General features: G+C 68.8%; 17 protein-coding genes and 1 pseudogene. 7 read left to right on the top strand and 11 right to left on the bottom strand.

Annotation, left to right across the window (positions count from 1 at the left end; all coding sequences use genetic code 11):
* Positions 1-353: 353 nt before the first annotated feature.
* The 3 genes from ACWD5Q_RS29360 to thyX all read right to left on the bottom strand — a co-directional run bounded on the left by ACWD5Q_RS29360 (position 354) and on the right by thyX (position 4019).
* Positions 354-2039, bottom strand: a complete 1686-nt coding sequence (locus ACWD5Q_RS29360; RefSeq protein ID WP_451430084.1) for a ribonuclease J — start codon at positions 2037-2039, stop codon at positions 354-356.
* 127 nt (positions 2040-2166) lie between these two features.
* Positions 2167-3066 carry a 4-hydroxy-tetrahydrodipicolinate synthase gene (gene dapA / locus ACWD5Q_RS29355; RefSeq protein WP_451430083.1) on the bottom strand — a complete coding sequence of 300 codons (900 nt, stop codon included), beginning with the start codon at positions 3064-3066 and terminating at the stop codon, positions 2167-2169.
* Positions 3067-3278: 212 nt separating this feature from the next.
* Positions 3279-4019 carry an FAD-dependent thymidylate synthase gene (gene thyX / locus ACWD5Q_RS29350; protein WP_451430082.1) on the bottom strand — a complete coding sequence of 247 codons (741 nt, stop codon included), beginning with the start codon at positions 4017-4019 and terminating at the stop codon, positions 3279-3281.
* Between the two features lie 238 nt (positions 4020-4257).
* On the opposite strand from thyX, the gene ACWD5Q_RS29345 reads away from it, so the two are divergent.
* Positions 4258-4494, top strand: a complete 237-nt coding sequence (locus ACWD5Q_RS29345; protein ID WP_451430081.1) for a hypothetical protein — start codon at positions 4258-4260, stop codon at positions 4492-4494.
* Positions 4495-4615: 121 nt separating this feature from the next.
* Entirely contained in the window at positions 4616-5173 is a 558-nt protein-coding gene (locus ACWD5Q_RS29340; protein ID WP_451430080.1) for a hypothetical protein, read from the top strand.
* A gap of 186 nt (positions 5174-5359) precedes the next feature.
* Here the strand turns inward: ACWD5Q_RS29340 and ACWD5Q_RS29335 are convergent, their stop codons facing one another.
* From ACWD5Q_RS29335 to eccD, 6 genes are all read right to left on the bottom strand, one after another.
* The gene (locus tag ACWD5Q_RS29335; RefSeq protein WP_451430079.1) at positions 5360-5812 is read right to left on the bottom strand and encodes a hypothetical protein; all 453 of its coding nucleotides are present in this window, start codon (positions 5810-5812) and stop codon (positions 5360-5362) included.
* A 9-nt stretch (positions 5813-5821) separates the two neighbouring features.
* A complete protein-coding gene (dapB, locus tag ACWD5Q_RS29330; RefSeq protein ID WP_451430078.1) occupies positions 5822-6574 on the bottom strand; it encodes a 4-hydroxy-tetrahydrodipicolinate reductase in 753 nt (250 codons plus the stop codon).
* A gap of 26 nt (positions 6575-6600) precedes the next feature.
* A complete protein-coding gene (locus tag ACWD5Q_RS29325; protein ID WP_451430077.1) occupies positions 6601-7980 on the bottom strand; it encodes a M16 family metallopeptidase in 1380 nt (459 codons plus the stop codon).
* Positions 7977-10196 carry a polyribonucleotide nucleotidyltransferase gene (locus ACWD5Q_RS29320; RefSeq protein ID WP_451430076.1) on the bottom strand — a complete coding sequence of 740 codons (2220 nt, stop codon included), beginning with the start codon at positions 10194-10196 and terminating at the stop codon, positions 7977-7979. The genes ACWD5Q_RS29325 and ACWD5Q_RS29320 overlap by 4 nt, the downstream gene beginning before the upstream one ends.
* Positions 10197-10517: 321 nt before the next feature.
* Positions 10518-10805 (bottom strand): 30S ribosomal protein S15, encoded by a 288-nt coding sequence (gene rpsO / locus ACWD5Q_RS29315; protein ID WP_451430075.1) that lies wholly within the window; start codon positions 10803-10805, stop codon positions 10518-10520.
* Between the two features lie 231 nt (positions 10806-11036).
* Positions 11037-12494, bottom strand: a complete 1458-nt coding sequence (gene eccD / locus ACWD5Q_RS29310) for a type VII secretion integral membrane protein EccD (RefSeq protein ID WP_451430074.1) — start codon at positions 12492-12494, stop codon at positions 11037-11039.
* Between the two features lie 287 nt (positions 12495-12781).
* On the opposite strand from eccD, the gene eccCa reads away from it, so the two are divergent.
* The 3 genes and pseudogenes from eccCa to ACWD5Q_RS29295 all read left to right on the top strand — a co-directional run.
* Positions 12782-16726, top strand: coding sequence for a type VII secretion protein EccCa (gene eccCa, locus ACWD5Q_RS29305; RefSeq protein ID WP_451430073.1), 3945 nt, complete (start codon positions 12782-12784; stop codon positions 16724-16726).
* Between the two features lie 164 nt (positions 16727-16890).
* The gene (locus tag ACWD5Q_RS29300; protein WP_451430072.1) at positions 16891-17286 is read left to right on the top strand and encodes a hypothetical protein; all 396 of its coding nucleotides are present in this window, start codon (positions 16891-16893) and stop codon (positions 17284-17286) included.
* 204 nt (positions 17287-17490) lie between these two features.
* Positions 17491-17928, top strand: a pseudogene (locus ACWD5Q_RS29295) (WXG100-like domain-containing protein); the annotation flags it as partial.
* Here ACWD5Q_RS29295 and ACWD5Q_RS29290 read toward each other — a convergent pair.
* Together ACWD5Q_RS29290 and ACWD5Q_RS29285 are read right to left on the bottom strand one after the other, a co-directional pair.
* On the bottom strand, positions 17814-18089 hold the full coding sequence (locus tag ACWD5Q_RS29290) for a hypothetical protein (protein ID WP_451430087.1): 276 nt from the start codon (positions 18087-18089) through the stop codon (positions 17814-17816). The pseudogene ACWD5Q_RS29295 and the gene ACWD5Q_RS29290 sit on opposite strands and share 115 nt — an antisense overlap.
* A gap of 468 nt (positions 18090-18557) precedes the next feature.
* Complete coding sequence (locus ACWD5Q_RS29285; protein ID WP_451430086.1) at positions 18558-19271, bottom strand: hypothetical protein; 714 nt, start codon at positions 19269-19271, stop codon at positions 18558-18560.
* 973 nt (positions 19272-20244) lie between these two features.
* On the opposite strand from ACWD5Q_RS29285, the gene ACWD5Q_RS29280 reads away from it, so the two are divergent.
* Positions 20245-23091: a toxin glutamine deamidase domain-containing protein gene (locus tag ACWD5Q_RS29280; protein ID WP_451430085.1), complete on the top strand. Its 2847-nt coding sequence runs from the start codon at positions 20245-20247 to the stop codon at positions 23089-23091.
* 56 nt (positions 23092-23147) lie between these two features.
* Positions 23148-24140 carry a hypothetical protein gene (locus tag ACWD5Q_RS29275; RefSeq protein WP_451430071.1) on the top strand — a complete coding sequence of 331 codons (993 nt, stop codon included), beginning with the start codon at positions 23148-23150 and terminating at the stop codon, positions 24138-24140.
* Positions 24141-24225 lie beyond the last annotated feature (85 nt).

Genomic DNA, 24225 nt, shown 5'->3' with positions numbered 1-24225 from the left:
TGGCACGCTGTTGAGTTCTCAAGGAACGGACGCTTCCTTCGTACTCACCCGAGAGACTCTCTCAGGCTTTCCTCCGGGCGCTTCCCTTCGGTGTTCCCGACTCTATCAGATCTTTTTCCGATCCGATTTCCTCGGCGCTTTCCAGGTTCCCGCTCTCGCGTTTCCCTTTCCGGCTTTCCCGACTTTATCAGAGATTCTGAGTCAGGTTTTCCGCCCTGCCGGGGCCGGTCCCTGACGCTCGGTGGCGCCGGGCTCCCCCGCTGGCGGAGCCGTAAACGTACTGGAGCGGGGCCCCTCGATGCAAATCGAGGGGCCCCGCTCCAGGTTCACCCGCGTGTGGACTTGACCGGGTGTCAGACCTCAACCACCACAGGCAGGATCATCGGCCTGCGCCGGTATGTGTCCGAGACCCACTTGCCCAGGGTCCGCCGGATCAGCTGCTGGAGCTGGTGGGGCTCGACGACCCCGTCCTGGGCGGAGCGCTCCAGCACCTCCGTGATCTTCGGGATCACGGCGCCGAAGGCGGAGTCCTCGATACCCGAGCCACGGGCGTGCACATGGGGACCGCCGGTGATCTTGCCCGTCGAGGCGTCCACCACCACGAAGACCGAGATGATGCCCTCGTCGCCGAGGATCTTGCGGTCCTTGAGCGCCGGCTCCCCCACGTCGCCGACCGAGAGGCCGTCGACGTACACGTATCCGGCCTGGACCTTGCCGGAGATCTTCGCCTTGCCCTCGATGAGGTCGACGGCGATGCCGTCCTCGGCGATCACGATCCGGTCGTGCGGGACACCCGTGAGCGCGCCCAGTTCGGCGTTCGCCCGCAGATGGCGCCATTCGCCGTGGACCGGCATCAGGTTCTTCGGGCGGCAGATGTTGTAGAAGTACAGCAGCTCGCCCGCGGACGCGTGGCCCGAGACGTGCACCTTGGCGTTCCCCTTGTGCACGACGTTGGCGCCCCAGCGGGTCAGGCCGTTGATCACGCGGTACACCGCGTTCTCGTTGCCGGGGATCAGCGACGAGGCGAGGATCACCGTGTCGCCCTGGACGATGCGGATCTGGTGGTCCCGGTTCGCCATCCGCGACAGCGCCGCCATCGGCTCGCCCTGCGAGCCCGTGCACACCAGCACGATCTCGTCGTCGGACAGGTCGTCCAGCGTCTTGACGTCCACCACCAGGCCCGGCGGCACCTTCAGATAACCGAGGTCCCGCGCGATGCCCATGTTGCGGACCATGGAGCGGCCGACGAAGGCGACCCGGCGGCCGTATTCGTGCGCGGCGTCCAGAATCTGCTGGATGCGATGGACGTGGCTGGCGAAACTCGCCACGATGATCCGCTTGCGGGCGCCCGCGAAGACCTGGCGCAGGACATTGGAGATGTCGCGCTCGTGCGGGGTGAACCCGGGAACCTCGGCGTTGGTGGAGTCGGTGAGGAGAAGGTCGATGCCTTCCTCGCTCAGCCGTGCGAACGCATGGAGGTCGGTCAGACGGTTGTCCAGCGGGAGCTGGTCCATCTTGAAGTCGCCGGTGTGGACGACCATGCCGGCCGGGGTCCGGATGGCGACCGCGAGGGCGTCCGGGATGGAGTGGTTGACCGCGATGAACTCGCAGTCGAAGGGGCCGACCCGCTCCCGCTGGCCCTCCGCGACCTCGAGCGTGTACGGGCGGATGCGGTGCTCCTGGAGCTTCGCCTCGATCAGGGCGAGGGTCAGCTTGGAGCCGATCAACGGGATGTCGGGCTTCTCCCGCAGCAGGTACGGGACACCGCCGATGTGGTCCTCGTGACCGTGGGTGAGGACGATGCCCTCCACGTCGTCGAGGCGATCGCGGATGGACGAGAAGTCCGGCAGGATCAGGTCGATTCCGGGCTGCTCCTCCTCGGGGAAGAGCACTCCGCAGTCGACGATCAGCAGGCGGCCGCCGTACTCGAAGACGGTCATGTTCCGGCCGATTTCCCCGAGGCCGCCGAGTGGGGTGACCCTCAGGCCGCCTTCGGGGAGCTTCGGCGGCGAGCCGAGTTCAGGATGCGGATGACTCAAAAGACTCTCCTCACCACGCACGCCACGTACCTGTAAGGGCACGTGGCGCGCGTGACGTTCGTGCAAAAGCAGTTGTCGTGTGGGATGCAGGCACCTGGGTCCTGCCTATTCAGTTGTGAAGTCTGTGTCAGAGCTCTACCCCGCCGACGGCAAGATCGATCTTGAGCTGGGCGGTCTCCTCGGGCGAGAGCTCGACCATGGGCGCGCGCAGCGGTCCGGCGGGCAGCCCCTGGAGCGCGAGCGCGGCCTTCGTGGTCATGACGCCCTGGGTGCGGAACATGCCGGTGAAGACCGGGAGCAGCTTCTGGTGGATCTCCAGCGCCTTCTGGACGTCACCGCTGACGTAGGCCTCCGCCATCGCGCGCAGCTCCGGAGAGACGACATGGCCGACGACCGAGACGAAACCGACCGCGCCCACCGAGAGCAGGGGCAGGTTGAGCATGTCGTCGCCGGAGTACCAGGCCAGGCCGGACTGGGCGATGGCCCAGCTGGCGCGGCCGAGGTCGCCCTTGGCGTCCTTGTTGGCGACGATCCGCGGGTGCTCGGCGAGACGGACGAGGGTCTCCGTGGTGATCGGGACACCGCTGCGGCCCGGGATGTCGTAGAGCATGACCGGCAGCTCGGTGGCGTCGGCGATGGCCGTGAAGTGCCGGTACAGGCCCTCCTGCGGGGGCTTGTTGTAGTACGGCGTCACGGTCAGCAGTCCGTGTGCGCCGGCCTTCTGCGCCTCGCGCGCCAGCTCGATGCTGTGGCGGGTGTCGTTCGTGCCGACACCGGCGACGATGTGGGCGCGGTCGCCGACCGCCTCCAGGACGACTCGTACCAGCTCCGATTTCTCCGCATCGCTGGTGGTGGGCGACTCACCGGTGGTGCCGTTGATGACCAGGCCGTCGTTGCCTGCGTCCACCAGGTGGGTGGCGAGCCGCTGCGCGCCGTCGAGGTCGAGTGCGCCGTCCGCCGTGAACGGCGTGACCATGGCGGTGAGGATCCGCCCGAAGGGGATCTGCGGAGTGGAGGTCGGAGCCATGGCATACACGCTACTCGCTGCTCAGGGCGAGGTCTGCCCTCGGGGTATGGGGAAAGATCCTGACAAAAGTGGAACCCGGCACTGCCTGCTCGGGGGTTCAAGCAGTGCCGGGTCCGTTTGATCAGGCTAGATGAACTTCTCGAAATGCCGCAATACGGACACTTCGCTCGGCTGACCGTACATCTGTGCCTGACCGGTGAACAGGCCCGCGATTACGGCGCCACGCGCCCGTTGGCATTGAAGGCGGCATGGGTGAGGGGCATGAGCCTGGCCCACTCCTCCTCCATCCTCTCGCCGACCATCTCGATCTCCCGCTGCGGGAACGACGGCACCTGGGCCAGCTCGTGCTGGGTGCGCAGGCCGAGGAAGTGCATGAGCGAGCGCGCGTTGCAGGTCGCGTACATCGACGAGAACAGGCCGACCGGGAGGACCGAACGGGCGACCTCGCGGGCCACGCCCGCGGCGAGCATCTCCTGATACGCCTCGTAGGCGTGCACGTACGCGTCCTCCATGACCCGGCCGACCAGCTCCTGCTGCGCCTGGGTGCCCTCCACGAACCGGTACTTGCCCGGGCGGCCTTCCTGGACGAGCTTGCGGGACTCGCCGGGGACGTAGAAGACCGGCTGGAGCTCGCGGTAGCGCCCGCTCTCCTCGTTGTACGACCAGCCCACGCGGTGCCGCATGAACTCGCGGAAGACGAAGATCGGGGCGCTGATGAAGAACGTCATCGAGTTGTGCTCGAAGGGGCTGCCGTGCCGGTCCCGCATCAGGAAGTTGATCAGCCCCTTGGAGCGCTCCGGGTCCTTCTTCGACTCGTCCAGGGACTGCTCGCCCGCGGTGGAGACACGGGCGGCCCACAGCACGTCGGAGTCGGCCGCGCTGTGCTTGACCAGCTCGACGGTGACGTCGCTGCGGAAGCTGGGCTTGAGGTCGTCGGCGGGGGTGTCGGTCACGGCGTGGAAGATCCTTCCCATCACAGGCTCGGGCGGCGCCCACTCTACGGCCCGGCACTGACAACGGGGCGTTCGGTGCCGGGCCACGACATTCACCTGCGAAGTTCGGCGAAATCGGCGAAACAGGGCACCTTTTGCCGATCTCGCGCGTCTGTATGGGTGACGACGCCCCGTTCGGGTCACCCGGTCGTCAGCAAGCCCCGGGTACCCACGAGCCACCAGAGGAGGAGCGCTCCCCATGTTCCGCCGGCGCGAACCCGTACCGTTCGCCTTCCTCGCCGAAACCGACTCCTTCCGCAGCAATGTCACCCGCCCGCCCCGCGAGCGGGCCACGGCCGGCCAGATAGCCGGGCGCTGGCTGATGGGGCTCACCATCGTGGCCGGGCTCGTGGGCGCGCTGGTCATCGGCATGCCCTCGATGTCGCACCAGTCGCCCGCGGCGACACAGCACTCGGAGGCCTCCGACGGACGCTGAGGCGTGCCCCGCCCACCGAGTGGCCCACAGGCGCACTCCCTCGGCCCCCCGAGGGTGGTGAGCCGGGACCCGGCTCGATAGCCTCACCGGGCACAGCCCCGTGACCGAGTGAGGATCAGCCGTGCCCCTGCCCTTCCTGACGGCCGACCGTGCTTTCCAGCAGGCAGCGGACGACACCCCGCTGCCGTACGACGACCGCGACCGCTGGCGACGCCCCTACCGTCCCGGCCCCTGGCGGGTGGGGGCGGCCGCGCTGCTGCTGCTCCTGGCCTCGTACGTGTTCTTCGCAGCCGTCATCATCGCGTTCACCGGCGCGGTGTCCGGCGCCGTCACGATCCTCGCCATCGGGCTGGTCATCCTGGCCGGGGCGCTGCGGCTGCTGCGCATGGGCATCTGGGTGAGCGCGCGCGGGCTGCGCCGGGTGAGCTTCGTCGCGACGCGTACGACGCCCTGGGAGCGGGTCGTCTCGGTGCGGACGGTGCAGCAGCCTGTGCGCTGGCTCGGGCTCCCGCGCACGGTGCAGGGACAGGCGCTGGTCCTCGTCCGCAAGGACCACGCGGCCGAGGGGCTGCCGCCCCTGCTGACCACGCACGGCGCCGACTTCCTGGCGCGTGCGCAGGCCTTCGACCGGGCGGCGGACACGGTCGAGGCATGGGCCGCGGAGTACAGCCGGGCCTGACCCCCTACGACACCGCCCCGGACGCGTCACGATGTCGGCCGAGGCGCTACCGGACCCGACGCTCGACGCCGCAGGGGCCGCCCGCGGATGGATGCGGGACGGCCCCTTCTGCGTCCGTACGGCCCCTCATCCGCCCCTACGGCCGTCGTCCCCCATCGGGCCGCGTCCCGCCCGTACGGCCGATCGTCAGGGTGCGACCGGCTTGCCCTCGTGCAGGGCGATCGCCCGCTGCATCGCCTTGCGGGCTCGGGGCGTGTCGCGGGCGTCGTGATAGGCGATGGCCAGCCGGAACCAGCTCCGCCAGTCGTCCGGGGCCGCCTCCGTCTCCGCCCTGCGCCTGGCGAAGACCTCGTCGGCCGAGTTGCGGTCGATCCGGCCACCGGGAGTGCGCCTGAGTTCGTCCACCGGCAGGCCGCCCTCGGCGTCCAGCTCGGCGGCGAGCCGGTTGGCCTTGCGGACGAACTGGGTGTTCTTCCACAGGAACCAGACGCCGATGACCGGCAGGATCAGCACCGCGATACCGAAGGGGACGGTGACCGCGGTGCCGGTCTGGATCAGGAGCACTCCGCGGCTGCCGACCAGGAGGAAGTAGACGACCAGGACGGCGGCCGTGATGGCGTAGGTGAGCTTCGCGCGCATGGCCGCCGTCTACTTCAGATCGAGGAAGTGTTCCAGGCCGAAGGTGAGGCCCGGAGCGGTCACGACACGGCGGACACCGAGCAGGATGCCCGGCATGAAGCTGCTGTGGTGCAGCGAGTCATGGCGGATGGTGAGGGTCTCGCCCTCGCCGCCGAGCAGCACCTCCTGGTGGGCGAGCAGACCGCGCAGCCGGACCGCGTGCACCGGTACCCCGTCGACGTTCGCCCCGCGGGCGCCGTCCAGCGCCGTCACCGTGGCGTCGGGCTGCGGGGCGCTGCCCGCCCTCTCCCGCGCGGCGGCGATCAGCTGCGCGGTGCGCGTGGCGGTGCCGCTGGGGGCGTCCACCTTGTTCGGGTGGTGCAGCTCGACGACCTCGACGGACTCGAAGTACGGGGCGGCCACCTCGGCGAACTTCATGGTCAGCACGGCGCCGATGGAGAAGTTCGGGGCGATGAGGACGCCCGTCTCCGGCGACTGCGCCAGCCGGCTCCTCAGCTCCGCGAGACGCTCCTCGGTCCAGCCCGTGGTGCCCACCACGGCGTGGATGCCGTGCCGTACGCAGAAGTCGAGGTTGCCCATCACCGAGGCCGGCGTGGTCAGCTCCACCGCCACCTGGGCACCGGTGTCGAGAAGGGTCTCCAGCTTGTCGCCCCGGCCGAGGGCGGCCACCAGTTCCATGTCCCCGGCGGCGTCGACGGCCCGTACCGCCTCCGCGCCGATCCGGCCCTTGGCGCCCAGGACCGCCACCCGCAGCTTGCTCATCTCTCGTGCTTCCTTACCGGAGGGGATTACGCGACCGCGTCGTGCAGACGGGACGCCTGCTTGTCCTTCAGCGGGCCGATGACCGACAGCGAGGGCCGCTGTGCGAGGACGTCCCGGGCCACGGACCGGACGTCGTCCGGGGTCACCTCGGCTATCCGGGCCAGCATGTCGTCGACGGACATCTGGTCGCCCCAGCACAGCTCGCTCTTGCCGATACGGTTCATCAGCGCGCCCGTGTCCTCCAGCCCGAGGACCGTGGACCCGCGCAGCTGACCGATCGCGCGGGCGATCTCGTCGTCGGACAGGCCCTGCTCGGCCACGTGGTCCAGCTCGTCACGGCAGATCCTGAGGACGTCGTGCACCTGGCTGGGGCGGCAGCCGGCGTAGACGCCGAACAGGCCGCAGTCGGCGAAACCGGACGTGTACGAGTACACGCTGTACGCGAGGCCCCGCTTCTCGCGGACCTCCTGGAACAGCCGGGACGACATCCCTCCACCCAGCGCCGTGTTCAGCACTCCGAGGGCCCAGCGGCGCTCGTCGGTGCGGGCCAGGCCGGGCATGCCGAGGACGACATGCGCCTGTTCCGTCTTGCGGGACAGCAGCTCGACCCGGCCGGCCGTGCGGATGGTCCGGCGGCCGTCGCGCGGCCCGAGGGGTACGGCATCCGACCGGGTGAGCGCGCCGGCCTTCTCGAAGGCGGCACGCACCTGGCGTACGACCTTGTTGTGGTCGACGTTGCCGGCGCACGCGACCACCAGGTGCGTGGGGTCGTAGTGCTTGCGGTAGAAGCGGCGGATCCGGTCGGCGGTCAGGGCGTTCACCGTGTCGACCGTGCCGAGGACCGGGCGGCCGAGCGGGGTGTCGCCGAGCATCGTGTGCGCGAAGAGGTCGTGCACGCAGTCGCCCGGGTCGTCCTCCGTCATCGCGATCTCCTCGAGGATCGCGCCGCGCTCGATGTCGACGTCCTCCTCGCGGATCATCGAGCCGGTGAGCATGTCGCAGACGACGTCGATCGCCAGTGGCAGGTCGGTGTCGAGCACGCGCGCGTAGTAGCACGTGTACTCCTTCGCCGTGAACGCGTTCATCTCACCGCCGACCGCGTCGATCGCGGACGAGATGTCCAGCGCACTGCGCCGTTCCGTGCCCTTGAAGAGCAGGTGCTCAAGGTAGTGCGTGGCGCCGTTCAGGGCCGGCGTCTCGTCACGCGAGCCGACGTGCGCCCAGATGCCGAACGTGGCGGAGCGCACCGAGGGCAGGGTCTCGGTGACGACGCGCAGTCCACCCGGAAGGGTGGTCTTACGGACGGTGCCGATGCCGTTCGCCCCCTTGATCAGGGTTTGGGTACGGGCGACGGCCCGCGCCTCCGAGGAGGTGCGGGCCGTCGCCCTGAGGTCACGGGACGTCACTTGTCGGTGTCGTCCTTCGCGTCGTCGCCCGCGTCCTCGCCCTCGATCACGGGGATGAGGGAGAGCTTGCCGCGGGAGTCGATCTCGGCGATCTCGACCTGGACCTTCTGGCCCACGGCCACCACGTCCTCGACGTTCTCCACGCGCTTGCCGCCGGCGAGCTTGCGGATCTGCGAGATGTGCAGCAGACCGTCCTTGCCCGGGAGCAGCGAGACGAACGCGCCGAAGGTGGTCGTCTTCACGACCGTGCCCAGGTAGCGCTCGCCGACCTCCGGCATGGTCGGGTTGGCGATGCCGTTGATCGTGGCGCGGGCGGCCTCGGCGGACGGGCCGTCGGCGGCACCGATGTAGATCGTGCCGTCGTCCTCGATCGTGATCTCGGCGCCGGTGTCCTCCTGGATCTGGTTGATCATCTTGCCCTTGGGGCCGATGACCTCGCCGATCTTGTCGACCGGGATCTTGACGGTGATGATCCGCGGGGCGTGCGGGGACATCTCGTCGGGCCGGTCGATGGCCTCCATCATCACGTCGAGGATGTGGAGACGAGCGTCGCGGGCCTGCTTGAGGGCCGCGGCCAGGACGGAGGCCGGGATGCCGTCCAGCTTGGTGTCGAGCTGGAGGGCGGTCACGAACTCCTTGGTGCCGGCGACCTTGAAGTCCATGTCGCCGAAGGCGTCCTCGGCGCCGAGGATGTCGGTCAGCGTCACGTAGTGCGTCTCGCCGTCGATCTCCTGGGAGATCAGCCCCATGGCGATACCGGCGACCGGGGCCTTCAGCGGCACACCGGCGTTCAGCAGCGACATGGTGGAGGCGCACACCGAGCCCATGGACGTCGAGCCGTTGGAGCCGAGGGCCTCGGACACCTGACGGATCGCGTACGGGAACTCCTCGCGCGAGGGCAGGACCGGGACCAGGGCGCGCTCGGCGAGGGCGCCGTGGCCGATCTCGCGGCGCTTCGGGGAGCCGACGCGGCCGGTCTCGCCCGTGGAGTACGGCGGGAAGTTGTAGTTGTGCATGTAGCGCTTGCGCGTCACCGGGGAGAGGGTGTCGAGCTGCTGCTCCATGCGCAGCATGTTCAGCGTGGTGACGCCCAGGATCTGGGTCTCGCCGCGCTCGAACAGGGCCGAACCGTGCACCCGCGGGATGGCCTCGACCTCGGCGGCCAGGGTGCGGATGTCGGTGACACCGCGGCCGTCGATGCGCTTCTTCTCCTTGATGACGCGCTCGCGGACCAGCTGCTTGGTCAGCGCGCGGTACGCCGCGGAGATCTCCTTCTCGCGGCCCTCGAACTCCGGCAGGAGCTTCTCGGCGGCGAGCTGCTTGACGCGGTCCAGCTCGGTCTCGCGCTCCTGCTTGCCGGCGATGGTGAGCGCCTGGGCCAGCTCGGGGCGGACGGCGGCGGTCAGCGCCTCCAGGACGTCGTCCTGGTGGTCGAGGAAGATCGGGAACTCGGTGGTCGGCTTGGCGGCCTTCGCGGCGAGGTCGGCCTGAGCCTTGCACAGCACCTTGATGAAGGGCTTCGCGGCCTCCAGACCGGCGGCGACGACCTCCTCGGTGGGGGCCTCGACGCCGTTCTGGGTGAGCTTGACGGTGTGCTCGGTGGCCTCGGCCTCGACCATCATGATGGCGACGTCGCCGTCCTCCAGGGCGCGGCCCGCGACGACCATGTCGAAGACGGCGTCCTCGAGCTCGGTGTGCGTCGGGAAGGCGACCCACTGGCCGTTGATCAGCGCGACGCGGACGCCGCCGATCGGGCCGGAGAAGGGCAGACCGGCCAGCTGCGTGGACGCGGACGCGGCGTTGATCGCCACGACGTCGTACAGGTGGTCGGGGTTGAGCGCCATGACGGTGGCGACGACCTGGATCTCGTTGCGCAGGCCCTTCTTGAAGGACGGGCGCAGCGGGCGGTCGATGAGCCGGCAGGTGAGGATGGCGTCCTCGGACGGACGGCCCTCACGGCGGAAGAAGGAGCCGGGGATCTTCCCGGCCGCGTACATCCGCTCCTCGACGTCGACCGTCAGCGGGAAGAAGTCGAGCTGGTCCTTGGGGTTCTTGGACGCGGTGGTGGCCGACAGGACCATCGTGTCGTCGTCCAGGTACGCGACGGCGGAGCCGGCGGCCTGCTTGGCCAGGCGGCCCGTCTCGAAGCGGATCGTACGGGTGCCGAAGGAGCCGTTGTCGATAACGGCCTCGGCGTAGTGGGTCTCGTTCTCCACTAGCGTTTTCTCCTCGTCTTCGTCCCTCTCTGCCCGTGTGACAGGGGGACGGTGGCGGAGAAGCGCGCCATCTGGGCGGGCCGGTCTTCGATCGAAGCACCCGGGGTTCGCTCTCTCCCGGGGGCCACTACCGAGGACCGGCGGCGGCGAGGTGCGCTTCTCCTCGTTCGGTGTGCGGCCGCGTCCGGGGCTCCGGACGCTCCTCGCACGGTGTCGTACGTCTTGCGTTGTGCTTCCACACTACAAAGCGGTGGTGACAGTCCGCACGTACAGCAAAGGGAGCGGTCCCCTTCCCTTGGGAACCGCTCCCTTCACGGCGTCTTACCTGGCGCCCGCCGCACCACGGCGGATGCCGAGGCGGTCGACCAGCGCACGGAAGCGCTGGATGTCCTTCTTGGCCAGGTACTGCAGCAGGCGGCGACGCTGACCGACCAGGATCAGCAGACCACGGCGGGAGTGGTGGTCGTGCTTGTGGATCTTGAGGTGCTCGGTCAGGTCCGAGATACGGCGGGACAGCAGCGCGACCTGGACCTCGGGGGAGCCGGTGTCGCCCTCCTTGGTACCGAACTCGGTCATGATCTGCTTCTTCGTAGCGGCGTCGAGCGACACGCGTACTCCTCGTAGTCTTTCTGATGCCACCGAGTGCCCCTGGTCTTCTTCTCAGGGAAGCTTCCGTGACTCGGGAGGCGGGGCTCGTGGGCGCGTCCTGTGGATCCCGGGCGCGCAACTGCTCGCGTAGGGATCCCGTAGGTGCGTACACACACGGCCGTGGCCCAGAGTACCAGCCGGGCAGCAGTGTCCCGGCCCGGGTCCGGCAGGGGCGGGGCGGGCGGGCGGTCCTCAGACGCCTCCGCGCACCGTGCCGTAGACGTCGAGGACGGCCAGGCAGACCGGGACGAGCGAGAGCAGCACCAGGGAGTCCGCGAGGTCCAGCATGCGGCCCCAGAACGGGGAGAGCCCCTTCTGCGGCACGATCAGTGCGATCGAGATCAGGAGCAGCACACCGACCGCGACCGAGGCCCCGAGCCACAGCGTCCGTACGTCGACGGGACCGGAGTTGCCCTTCGCCAGTTCGAGGAGGATGTCGGCCGGGGGCGAGATCGCCAGGCCGAGCACCAGCAGACCGAGGGTGCTGACGCCGGCCACGAACAGGCACGTGACCTGGGCGGTGTAGCGGAACAGGCGGGCCCGCAGCATCGCGGCGAGGCCGGTGCACAGGGCGAGCAGCTGGGCCCAGCCGCTGTCGCTGAAGCCGAGCACCGCGCCGCCCGCGCCGACGATGACGGCGGCGCAGCCGCCGACGAGCCCGAGGAGCAGTTCGTGGCCCCGGCTGGTCTGGGCGACGATGCGCTGGACGTCGACCGCCTCCAGGTCACCGTCCCGGCCCTCGCGACGGGCCCTGGCCAGGTCCTCCGGGTTGCGGAATCCGATCGGCAGCTTGGCGAAGCGGGCCGACCAGCCGGGCAGGAAGCCGACGACGGCCAGCGCGACGACCGCGGTGCCCGCGGCGATCTCCCGGGGCTTCGCGTCGGTGAGCACACCGCAGAACACGGCGAGCGTGCCGATCGCTGCGGCCAGCGCGGCGGCCACGAAGGGGGCGTCCCCCTGCGGCAGCAGCATGATCAGCACGATGGAGAAGAGCAGCACGGCGACGCAACCGACGAGGAACTGGATCCTGCCGGGGCCTTCCCCCGCGTGCTGGGGGATGACGCCGGAGCCCGCGATGAGCGCGTGCGGCAGGGCCGAGACGCCGAGCGCGACGGCCGCGCCCCGGTCGTCGTACACCCGGGCCCGCACACCGGCCAGTGCCGTCAGGGCGAGGGCCACCACGCCGGCGAGGATGCCTGTGAGGCCGTGCATGTCGTGCCGTATCGGGTCCGCGAACCAGAAGACGAAGCCGAGCATGACCAGCAGCAGCGCACCGGAGACGAGACCGGCCACCCGCATCAGGTGGTCGTTCCAGCTGCGAAGGTCCTGCTTGACCGCGGCGGCGATCGCGTCCACGACGTCGTCGTGGACGGCCGGCGGCAGCGAATCGGCGAAGGTGCGCAGCAGCAGCACTTCGCCGTCCCTGACCCGGTGCTCGAGCAACGACCGGCTCGCGTCGAGCACTTGCCCCTCGCGGCGGACGAGGTGGTAGCCGGCGGGGCTGGTGTCCGGCTGGACCAGGCCCGAGAGCCTGACGATCTCGGGAAAGAGGTCCTGAATCGGCAGGTCCTCCGGCAGCGCCACATCGACACGACTGTCCGGCGCTGCGATGGTGATTCGGCAGAAACCTGTCGAAGTCCCCGTGCTCACCTGGTAGTTCCCCCTGACAGACAAGGCTTCTTCACGTCTTTTTCACGTCGTCGCGTCGCTCGTACGACGCGGAGCGCCACCCTATCCGTTGCCGGGTCGCGCACAGGGCCTGCCTACCGCTTTTCCCCCAGGACCCGCCACGCTTCTCCATCGTCCTGCCTCCTTTGCGCACCGCGCGCATCAGTAGGATCGGCCTGCGCGTACGACGCCTGCGCGAACGAGAACAGGTCGCGGTACACGGGGGCGTCGGTACCAAGACGTATCAATCGCGAAGGATGAGTGCATCGGTGAGCGTCGTCATCATCAAACGGCCGCCGCGGACAGCGCCCCCGGTCGTCCCGGACGGCGAGGTCAGACTCGAGACGCCCCCCGAAATCCCGCGTGAGGGCGAAGAGGGCATGCTGATGACCCTGCTGCCCATGATGGGCATGGTGGGTTCCGTCGGCTTCTTCTTCATGCCGGGCCTGCCGTCCTACATGCGGGTGGTCGGCGGTCTCATGCTGGCCTCGACCCTGGCCATGGCCATCGCCCAGTTCACCAAGTCCCGTCAGGGCGGCGGCGCCGGGATGGCCCAGGACCGGCGTGACTACTTCCGCTATCTCGAACAGGTCCGCAAGGACGTGCACAAGACCGCCGACCTCCAGCGGCGCAGCCAGCTCTTCCAGCATCCCGAACCGGACCAGCTGTGGGCGCTGGCGGCCGACGGCAGGCGGCTGTGGGAGCGGCGCCCGACCGACGGGGACTTCGCCTCCGTACGGATCGGCCGCGGCATCCAGCAGCTGAACACTCCGCTCGTGGCCCCGGAGACCGCGCCCAAGGAGGAGCTGGAGCCGCTGACCGCGGCGGCCATGAAGGCGTTCCTCGACGCGCACGGCAGTCTGTCCGACCTGCCCGTCTCCGTCTCGCTGCGCGCCTTCTACCACGTGACGCTGTCCGGAGACACCGACACGGTCTACGGCAACGCCCGTGCGACCCTGGCCCAGCTGGCGACGCTGCACTCGCCGGAGGACCTGATGGTCGCGGTGGTGGCGCACCCCTCCGCGGCTGCGGACTGGGACTGGATCAAGTGGCTTCCGCACGGTCAGCACCCGAAGGCCAAGGACGGAGCGGGCTCGGCCCGGCTGCTCTTCGACGATCTCGGGGAGCTGGAGGAGGCGCTGGCGGACCAGTTGGCCGACAGGCCCCGCTGGAACCGGGACGCGAACCCGGTGTACGACCAGCCGCACCTGATCGTGGTGCTCGACGGCGGCACGGTGCCGCCGGACTCCGAACTCGCCAGTGTCGAGGGCCTCCAGGGCGTCACCTTCCTCGAGATCGCGCCGGGGGAGCTGGAGGAGGAGCTGCGCGCCGGCCTGACCGTCTACGCGAAGCCCAACGGCATGCGGCTGTTCGTCGGCCACGAGTCCGCGTACACCGGCAAGCCCGACGTGCTGAACGCGGCGCAGGCCGAGTCCCTGGCCCGGCAGCTCGCCCCCTTCCGGGTCGGCACCGCGGAGGAGGGCGAACCCCTCCTGTCCAACCTGGACTTCACCGATCTCATGGGGATCGGCGACGCGGGTTCCGTCGATGTCTCGCGCACCTGGCGCCCGCGCACGCTGCACGAACGGCTGCGGGTGCCGATCGGTGTCGGCGAGAACGGCGAGCCGGTGATGCTCGACCTCAAGGAGGCATCCCAGGAGGGCATGGGCCCGCACGGCCTGTGCGTCGGCGCGACCGGCTCCGGCAAGTCGGAGCTGCTGCGTACGCTGGTGCTCGGTCTCGCGGTGACGCACTCCTCGGAGACCCTGAACTTCATCCTCGCGGACTTCAAGGGCGGTGCGACCTTCGCGGGAATGGCGGACATGCCGCACACCGCGGCGGTCATCACCAACCTCGCGGACGACCTCACGCTCGTCGACCGTATGCGTGACGCGATCACGGGTGAGATGCAGCGCCGTCAGGAGCTGCTGCGCACGGCGGGCAACTACGCCAATCTGCACGACTACGAGAAGGCCCGGGCGGCGGGCGCGGCCCTGGAGCCGATGGCCTCGCTGGTGATCGTGCTCGACGAGTTCTCCGAACTCCTCACCGCCAAGCCGGACTTCATCGACATGTTCATCCAGATCGGCCGCATCGGCCGCTCGCTGGGTGTGCATCTGCTGCTGGCGTCGCAGCGCTTGGAGGAGGGCAAGCTGCGCGGTCTGGACACCTATCTGTCCTACCGGATCGGTCTGCGCACCTTCTCCGCCGCCGAGTCCCGTACGGCGATCGGCGTCCCGGACGCCTACCACCTGCCGTCGATCCCCGGCTCGGGCTACCTGCGCTACGACACCGACACCATGGTCCGTTTCAAGGCCGCGTACGTGTCGGGGCCGTACCACGGCGAGGGCCCGTCCCGGGTGCACCGCTCCACGCAACTGCGGCCCGCGCTGTTCACGGCGGAACACGTGGCGCTGCCCGTGCAGCCGGTGGTCGAGGAGCCGGAGGCCGACAACACGGTCGACGACGCGCTCGCCGACACCGTCCTGGACGTCATCGTGGGCCGGATGGTCAGCCAGGGACCGCCCGCCCACCAGGTATGGCTGCCCCCGCTGGAGGAGGCGCCCTCGCTGGAGCAGCTGCTCCCCCAGCTCGCCGTCACCCCGGACCGCGGCCTGACCGCGCCCGAGTACACGGCGCTCGGCCGGCTCAATGTGCCGGTCGGCCTGGTGGACAAGCCGTTCGAGCAGCGCCGCGACGTGCTGTACCGGGACTTCTCCGGCGGTGCGGGCCACGGTCTGTTCGTCGGCGGCCCCCAGTCCGGCAAGTCGACGCTGCTGCGCACCCTGATCTCCTCGTTCGCCCTCACGCACACACCTGCCGAAGTGCAGTTCTACTGCCTGGACTTCGGCGGTGGCAGTCTGATCGCGATGGAGGAGCTGGCGCATGTGGGCGGAGTGGCCAACCGGCTCGACGCGGAGAAGGTGCGCCGTACGGTCAGCGAGGTCGAGGGCATCCTGAACGCGCGCGAGGAGTACTTCCGCGCGAACAACATCGACTCGATCCAGACGTACCGGCAGCGCAGGGCCTCGGGGATGCTGCCCGACCAGCCCTGGGGCGACGTCTTCCTCGTCGTCGACGGCTGGGCGACCTTCAAGATGGACTACGAGCTGCTGGAGGCCGCCGTCACCGACATCGCGACGCGCGGTCTCGGCTTCGGTGTGCACGTGATCCTCACCGCGAGCCGCTACACCGAGGTGCGGCCCGCGCTCAAGGACATGCTCCAGAACCGCATCGAGCTGCGGCTCGGCGACCCGACCGAGTCGGAGATCGACCGCAAGGTCGCCCAGAACGTGCCCAGCGGCATGCCGGGCCGCGGTCTGAGCCTGGACAAGCTGCACTTCATGACGGCGCTGCCCCGCGTCGACGGCTCCTCGGAGACGAAGGACCTGTCGGAGGCGACGGCGATCCTCGTCCGCGGCGTCAACGACAACTGGCAGGGCGCACACGCTCCGGCCGTACGACTGCTGCCCACCCTGCTGGCGGCGGACCGGCTGCCCAAGGGGTACGAGCACCCGGAGCGCGGTGTCGCCATCGGCATCGACGAGTCGGCGCTCGCGCCGGTCTTCGTGGACTTCGAGACGGACCCGCACTTCATCGTGTTCGGTGAGAGCGAGTCCGGTAAGTCCGCGATGCTGAGGCTGCTCATCAAGCAGATCACCGAGCGCTACACCCCGGACCAGGCGAAGATCGTCATGGGTGACTACCGGCGCGCCCACCTGGAGGGTGTGCCGGAGTCGCACCTGTCACGCTACTGCGCGTCGGCGCCCGCCCTGACGGAGACGCTGGAGGGCCTGGCCGGTTCGATGAGCCGTCGTATGCCGGGCCCGGACGTCACGCCCGAGCAGTTGCGCAACCGCAGCTGGTACAGCAGCCCGGACGCGTTCGTCATCGTCGACGACTACGACCTGGTGGCGACGGGCGTGAACCCGCTGGCCCCGCTGCTGGAGTACCTTCCCTTCGCCCGTGACATCGGCCTGCGCGTCATCGTCGCGCGCTCCTCGGGCGGTGCCAGCCGGTCGCTGTACGAGCCGGTGATGCAGCGCCTGCGTGAGCTGGGCGCCCAGGGCGTCGTGCTCTCCGGCGACCGCACGGAGGGCGCGCTGCTCGGCAACATCACCCCGTCGCAACTGCCGCCCGGACGCGGGTACTTCCATACGCGGCGGCGTGGGGGGCAGCTGATCCAGACCGGGTGGCTTCCGGCGCGGTTCTGAGCCCCTGTCCGAGCCGGCAGAGCGATCGGAGGGGCGGCACCTGAGGGTGCCGCCCCTTCGGCATGTGCGGGGTCGGCGGGGATGAGAGGCACGGGGGTGGGGCTGACCCTGGTGCGCCCGCTACGGTTGTCCGGCGAACACATGTCGATTCACGGGGGGCAGTTGTGGCCGACGACGGGCTGCGCGCCGATCCTTCGGTCCTCAAGGCCGAGGGCTACACCATGTTCACGGTGGGACAGAACTTCGGCAAGGCGGTGGAGCGCCTGAGCAAGGGGCTGGGCGCACTGGAAGCTGGCAGCACCCCGCCGTGGGGCGACGACGACATCGGCGAGAAGTTCGGGGTCGTCTACGAGGGTCTGCGCGACGGCATGTACCAGTCGATGGGCAGCCTGGCGGAACGGCTCGCGGGGATGGGCCTGGCCTTCACCGAGATGGGCGTACGGCACGAGCAGAACGAGGCCGCCGAGGACACCGCCTGGCGGGACATCACCTCTCAGTACGACGGCCAGGTGGAGATGCCGACGGGGCCGCACCATCTGCGTCGTCGTCAAGAGGGCTGAGCCATAGCCGTAAGGCGGCTGGATCTGCTGGGTGAAGCGGCTTGATCCGGCCGGCGATACGGCTTGTCCGGCTGGCGATACGACGTGATCGGCCGTGGTCAAGCAGGCGGGCCTGCAACAGATTTGTGACAGCAATCCTCTGAAGTTGCTTGCGGGCCCGTACATAAGCTGTGCGTACGGCTGTCCCCAGCACGCTCTCCCTTGATGGGTGGGGGGAGTTGGACGCCGGTTGCAGACGGGGGTGTGTGCGCTGTGTCGATGATGCTGCCGAACGAGCTCGAATGGGTTCTCGAGATGCTCGGTTACCGCTGGCCGACGGCAGACGAGGACAAGCTCAGAGACTGCGCGGCCCTGTGGCGGACGTTCGGCGACGACGTCACGGAGCTGCACACATCGGCGAACACCAGCGCCAGGACGGTGGTCGCCCACAACGCCGGCGAGTCGATCGACGCGTTCACCAAGGCCTACGCCAAGTTCGACGGCGGCAACGGCTCCGACGGCTACCTCGCGAACGCGGCCCAGGCCGCCTACACCGTCGCAAACGTGCTGGAAGCCTGCGCGTACATCGTCGAATTCGCCAAATGGGCGGTGATCGCCCAGCTGATCGCCCTGGCCTTCGAGATCGCCGCAGCACAGGCCGCCGCGCCCTTCACCTTCGGCCTGTCCGAGGTCGGCGCACTCGGCGCCACCCAGGTCACCCGGCTGATCGTGCGCCGCCTCCTCGACGAGCTCAAGGAGGCGCTCATCGAATCGATCGTCGAGGCGATGAAGGAACCCGCCATCTCGGCGATCGAGGCGATCATCACCGACCTCATCCGGCAGACGGTGAACGTCGGCTTCGGCGCCCAGCAGGGCTACGACCTCGGCCAGACCGTCAAGGCCGGCACCGACGCCAGTTGGGAGGCCATCAAGCAGACCCCGCAGACCCTGGCCGAGGGCGTGCGCGACAGCCTGGGCCAGAAGGCCGGCCACCGCTTCCACCACGCCATCGACAGCCGCGTCGACGGCTCTCACGCGTCGGGTACGGGGGGCGGGGACGGCGGGCACGGGGAAGGTGGCGGCGAAGGGGACTCCGGCTCTTCGTCAAGGTCGTCGTCGGACTCGCGCACGAATACGGACTCGGGGTCCTCGTCCGACTCCTCGTCGTCGACACACTCGGACACGAGCGGGCACTCGGACCGCACGAGTACGGATTCGGGTACGGGTACGGGTACGGGTACGGGGAGGAACATAGGCGGCGGTATATCCGCCGACACGGGAAGTGCCGGTGTTCACACGCCGGACGTGGGCGTGGGCCCCGGTTCGGACTCCGGTTCTGATTCCGGCTCCGGCTCCGGCTCCGACCCGGGTTCCGGGTCGGCGAATCCTTCCTCCTCGGACACACCGCCCCCGCGGCACACACCGTCGCTGGCGGACTTCGACGACCCCGCGCCCAGCGGAACCTCACACAACCCCTCGCACACCGACGTCTCGTCCGGTGCTCCGAGCGCGTCCGGCCCCACCGGCACCGGCCACTCCTCCGTGTCCGGCCTCTCCTCACCGACCCCGCACACGGCACCCACCCATGCGTCGCCCGACGGTACGGCGCCCTCCTCGGGCGGCGGCAGGGGCGGCGGCATCGGCACGTCGATCGACAGCCTGGCCGCCAGCGTCCCCACCCAGTCCCACGCCTCCCCCACACCGACGCCCACCGACCACTCCCCCAGCGGAACCGGCGGCCGCTCGGACGCCACCTCGGCCATGCCTACCTCGCCCGCGCCTCCGCCCACCACGGCCGGCGGCCCGGGCCCGCGCCCCACGGCGAGCACACCCGGCACCACGTCCTCCACGGCCGGCCCCACCAGCCCGACCACAACCCCGGGCCCGACAAGGAATCCTTCCTCCACCACCCCGGCCGCAACGGGAACGGGCCCCGCGTCCACGCCGAGCCCCACGTCCTCGACGACGCCCCGGACGCCCCGAGCCGCGATGCCGGAGGGCCGCATAACCGCTACCGGTGAGGACCGAATATCCAACGCGGGTACCGGCCGAATACCCGGCGCTGGTGACGGCCGAGTGTCCGGCGCTGGTGACAGCCGAGTGCCCGGCACGAGCGACGGACGCACGCCCCGTACGACAGAGGGCCGGGCGCCCGGTACGCCTGACGGCCGCATCCCGACGCAGCGCACGCCCGGCACGACCCCGGAGAGCCGGACCACGCCGCGGGAAACGCCGGACGGACGTACGACGCCCCGCACCCTTCCGGGGGACCGTACGACGCCCCGCAGCCTTCCGGGGGACCGTACGACGCCCCGGCCGGAGGACCGCGCCACACCCAGGACGGACGAGCGGTCGACACCCCGCACGGACGAGCGGGCGACCCCTCGCACGGACGACCGGACGACACCGCGCACGGACGACCGGACGACACCCCGCAGCACCCCGGAAGACCGGTCCGCACCCCGCAACGCCCCTGGCACCACACCGGGCGACCGCACCGCACCCCGGAACACCACGGACGCGACCGACGCCCGCACACCCACCCGAGGCCAAACCCCGAACTCGGACGCGAACTCGACCTCCAACGCGCCCACGAGTCGCCCCTCGAACCCCAACTCGACGCCGCCCCCGAACCGACCCACGAACCAGAGCCCAAGTCCGTCCACCCCGCCCCCCACCTCAACCAGCACGGGCACGGGCCCAGGTGCGGGCAGCGGCACCGGTCCGGAACGAACCTCGAACCCGAACAGCAACACCCAGACCCCGAACTCCTCACCACAGCCCGGGTCCACCCAGGCCCCCCGCGGTTCCGGCACGCCGGGCACTCAGAACCAACCGGGCCCCCGTCCCACCCCCAACAGGCCGCACCAGCCCGCAGGCACGGCACCCGCGACCCCTCATCAGCCGGCCGCGCAACACCACTCGTCACAGACATCCGAAGCCGGGACGGACAAGCCCCACGACCGACAGCACGACCATGTGACGCCCGTTCCGATCCACACAGTCGCCCCCGCCACGACACCCTCGACCCCGCCGTCGCACGCGGGTCACGCCACACCGCAGCCACCGGGCGCGCCGCACGCCGAACCGGGCACGTCGCCTCAGCAGCACCCGCACCAGGACAGCCTGAACAACATCCGCAACGACCTGCACCATTACCCGGGCGGCCTGACCGAACCACACCCCCACGACCAGCAGGCACTGGTCAACGCGGTGCCGCACGAGCCCGACGGCACCCCGCAGCGTTTCCCGGACCCCTTCGGCCACTGGTCCCAGCTCCAGAACGACGGCGGCAACCAGGTCCCCGGCCGCAGCAACAACTGCGCCGACTGCTCCCGCTCCTTCCTGGAGACCTGGTACGGAAACCCCCAGGTCTCAGCCCCGCGCACGCTGGACGTCGACCAGCACGGCAACCTCGACCCCTGGTCCCCCGAGCACAACGCGAACGCGAACCAGATCCGGTGGACAGGCGCCGCGCACACCTACGCCGGCACCGGCAGCGACCCCGAAACCCCCCACCGCATCGCGTCGGACCTCCAACAGGCCGGCCACGGCGCCGCGGCCATCGTCCAGGTCGACTGGCCCGGCGGAGGCGGCCACGCCTTCAACGCCGTGAACCACCACGGCGACATCATCTGGATCGACACCCAGAGCGGAGAGGTCAGCCACCAGCCCCTCCACATCCCCAACGCGGAACACGTCTGGCACATCCCCCTGGACGCCAACCGCAACCCGATCCACCCCACCACCCCTCCGGACTCCAGCACCTCCCACCACGAGACGGAAACCCCGGAAGAGGGAACCGGCACGTCCCACAAGGATCCCGATAACTCCCCCGAGGAGACCGAGAACCACAAGGCTCCCGAACCGAACTCGTCGGAGACCCCCTCGAAGAAGACCCCCGACGAGCACACCCCCAACCCGGAAGCCAGAACCACCCCGCACAACCCACCCTTCACCGGTTCCGACAACCACAACGGGGAAAGCCCGTCCCACGCAGAGCCGCAACCGCCTCACGCGGACACACCGAAGAACGAAGGCTCGTCAACACGCCATCCGTCCGACGCCACAGCGGAGCCGGACTCCAGGTCTCCGCATACCGCTGGCGAAAGCAGGAACGGGAACGAAGGCGACCGAGTCACACCCCCCGCGCGGGACAACGCGCTGACGTCACACAACAGCACCCAAACCGACTCGACCCACACTCACGACCCCCATACCGCCGATCCGGCCCCTTCCTCGACCAACCGCTCCGGCAACAACGACACTCATCCCGTCACGGACAGGGTGTCCACTAACGCGCCCGATGCACCTCCGAGCGACCCGCGCAGCAATCGGAGCAACCCTGATCAGGCACCCACTCCGGACACGCACACGCCCCGGACGGATCGGCACACAGCTGCCGGCCACTCGCTGGCCTCCCCCGCCGACACGAATCACAGAGGACCCGAGGAACCCGCCGGACCGAAATCCGAGAACGGAAAGAAGCCCGACGACCTCACAGACACCTCGGACAAGAAACAGGACCCTGATGATCGCCCGTACACCGATCCTCACGATCGAGGCACGAGCGATACATCAGAGCAAAGCCGCTCTGTCACACACGATGGCCCGGATAGCGACGCATCACGCACTCTCGAAAGCGAGTCGGAAACCTCAAAAGAATACGGCCTACTACCAGATGAGCTTCAGGGAAATCTTCGAGCGGACCAGAGCGTCCACCGCGTGGAGTTGGACCGGGTCCACCACCGGCTTGACCAATGGGCTGACTCCGGTGCACTCGCGCATGTGCTGCAGGTGACATCTGGTGACAGGGAACATCCTGATACACCCGGCGATAGCCGCAGCTTCACGAGATCCCAACTCAGCAGGCATCTGCCTGGGTTCGAAGCACTGTCCCGCGGCGAACAGCAAGCAGTCGTGGCCTCGCTCGCCAGGCTCGACCTCTCCTACCATCACCAGCACAGTGTGGGCCGGAGCCCCGAAGCCGTTGCACATGCTTATCGAGCGTCCGGAGAAGGCGACCCCGAACCGGGCACTACGGATTCTGGCGCCAAGAAGTCCAAGGAGTCCCTTGGTGTACGCCTGCACCGTAAATTCGCAAATAATTTCCTCAAGGAAACCCTGAAGGGCCTTCCAGAAGACGCGACGAAAGCGCTGAAGAAGCATGGCCCCGACTTCACCGATAAGAACTTTGCCGTTCTCGAGGTGGAGGGACCGCCACCCGACAGGGAGGTCCATTATGTGGTGGACTCCTCAGTGCCGGCAAATATCCCCAAGGTCACGCCACGACACTCGGAGAAGCATCTGTTGGAATGGCTTAAGCGCGTAGACCCGGATGGCAGCCATTACAAACCGTTGGGGCTTTACACCGAACGCGAACCCTGTGGCGAAGGAAAGGGGCACGCGAAGTGCTCCCAAATCCTTGGCGACGAACGACTTGCTGGTATCCCCATTCACTACAGCGCCACATATCGAGAGGACCCTCAAGCCGTACAAGAACGCTCGGCTATGATCAGCGCGAGGGATGAGGCTGTATCAGCTGTGGACGGGCTGACCGACCACGAAGTCAAAGCCGAGCTCGAACGGCGCCTGCGTGACCGCCTTGTTCCTCATTCAAAAATCCTCCCTGGAAGCCTGGAGAGGCTTACAAAGATGAGCACGGAGGAGGCCAGGGGAGAACTCCGGAAGTCCATCACAAATGAGCACAATAGGCTACGCGATGCTGCGCGAAGCCATAAAGAACAAGCCATTACAGCAGAGATGACCCGCCACATTGACGCCCTGCAACGAACATGGGAGAAGCTGCATTCTCAGCCCCATTGAGGCCTATGAGGAGAGATCGTCCGCTATCCCTCGGCCTCTCAACTAGGATTCTCCCCATGCCAAAACCCATCGATGCCCTCGTTCAAGACCTGACCTCCCCGCACCGAGAGACGAGGAAGGCCGCGGAGGACGCCCTGGTCGCCTTCGGCGCCAGCGCGGTGGATCATCTGTTGCCGTTCCTGCGCAAGGGGCAGTCGCCCGAAGGCACTGTGCGTACCAAGTCCTTCTTCCGACGGACAGGGGAGTCGGCGCTTCCCCGTCTTCAGGAGATCCGCCGCTGGGGGCCCGGCTCCTTGCGAAGGCCGGCACTTCAAGCCCTAGCCGACATGGGTGGCGAAGCACTCCTCGATACAGCGGACCGCCGAGCCATCCAACGCCTGGTGAAAATCAAGCTGCTGGACGAGCGTCCTGTGTCCCTCCCGATCGAGACACGCTGGATGGCACTCCCAGCAGCTCGACTCGACGCTGCGGTATCGGCACTCGGGCTGCATGACCTCAGGACAGTCACTTCCGTCATGGGTGTTGCCGCAGCCACCGTCGCCACGGATTCCATGGAAATCGAGACCTCGGAAGGCCTACGAGTGACGGCCTACCGCGTCTTCATCACTCCCGAGTTCAACGGTTGGCGCCTCCTGTTCGGCAACTCGTACCTGGATGAACTCGGTGGCGCCGATCTCGCCGAAAAGGCCAGCGAGCAGTGCGGCGAGGCCCATTTCTATAGCATCGACACATACCACAATGCCAACTTCTGGTGGATCGCCCGGGATGGTGACGTAGTACGCGGTCACAGCACCTACGGAGAGCCTGAGTGGGTGGGAGACCCGCTTCCCTTTGAAATCGAGTACATGGACGGCGAAGACGACCCCTTCATCGACCCCTACTTCGTCGAGAAATACGCCGAGGGGGTCACCGACGCGGATGTCGTCGCGGACGCTCTGTCGATCAGACCTGGCCCGATGCCCAAGTCGGCGACGCATGGGCACGGTTGGTTGGCTACCACACGACCTGAAGCCCCAAACTCGCACTTCAAGGGGGCTCTGCCGATTTGACCTGAACCCCGGGTCTTCAGCTCGAGATGACACCTGTGGCCCGGACCTTTGCTAGGACCCTGGAGCAACGGCGTTCCGGAACCAG

It is taken from the genome of Streptomyces sp. NPDC002513, from assembly GCF_053595355.1.
Note: the sequence above shows the minus strand (reverse complement) of the source record. Positions and strands in the feature narration are given on the sequence as shown.

Coding starts and splice junctions, on each gene's coding strand:
- ACWD5Q_RS29345 (WP_451430081.1), top strand. CDS start 4,258: ATGTTCCGCCGGCGCGAACCCGTACCGTTCGCCTTCCTCGCCGAAACC.
- ACWD5Q_RS29335 (WP_451430079.1), bottom strand. CDS start 5,812: ATGCGCGCGAAGCTCACCTACGCCATCACGGCCGCCGTCCTGGTCGTC.
- dapB (WP_451430078.1), bottom strand. CDS start 6,574: ATGAGCAAGCTGCGGGTGGCGGTCCTGGGCGCCAAGGGCCGGATCGGC.
- dapA (WP_451430083.1), bottom strand. CDS start 3,066: ATGGCTCCGACCTCCACTCCGCAGATCCCCTTCGGGCGGATCCTCACC.
- ACWD5Q_RS29290 (WP_451430087.1), bottom strand. CDS start 18,089: ATGATCGCCTCGATCGCCGAGATGGCGGGTTCCTTCATCGCCTCGACG.
- ACWD5Q_RS29275 (WP_451430071.1), top strand. CDS start 23,148: ATGCCAAAACCCATCGATGCCCTCGTTCAAGACCTGACCTCCCCGCAC.
- ACWD5Q_RS29285 (WP_451430086.1), bottom strand. CDS start 19,271: ATGCGGCCCTCCGGCATCGCGGCTCGGGGCGTCCGGGGCGTCGTCGAG.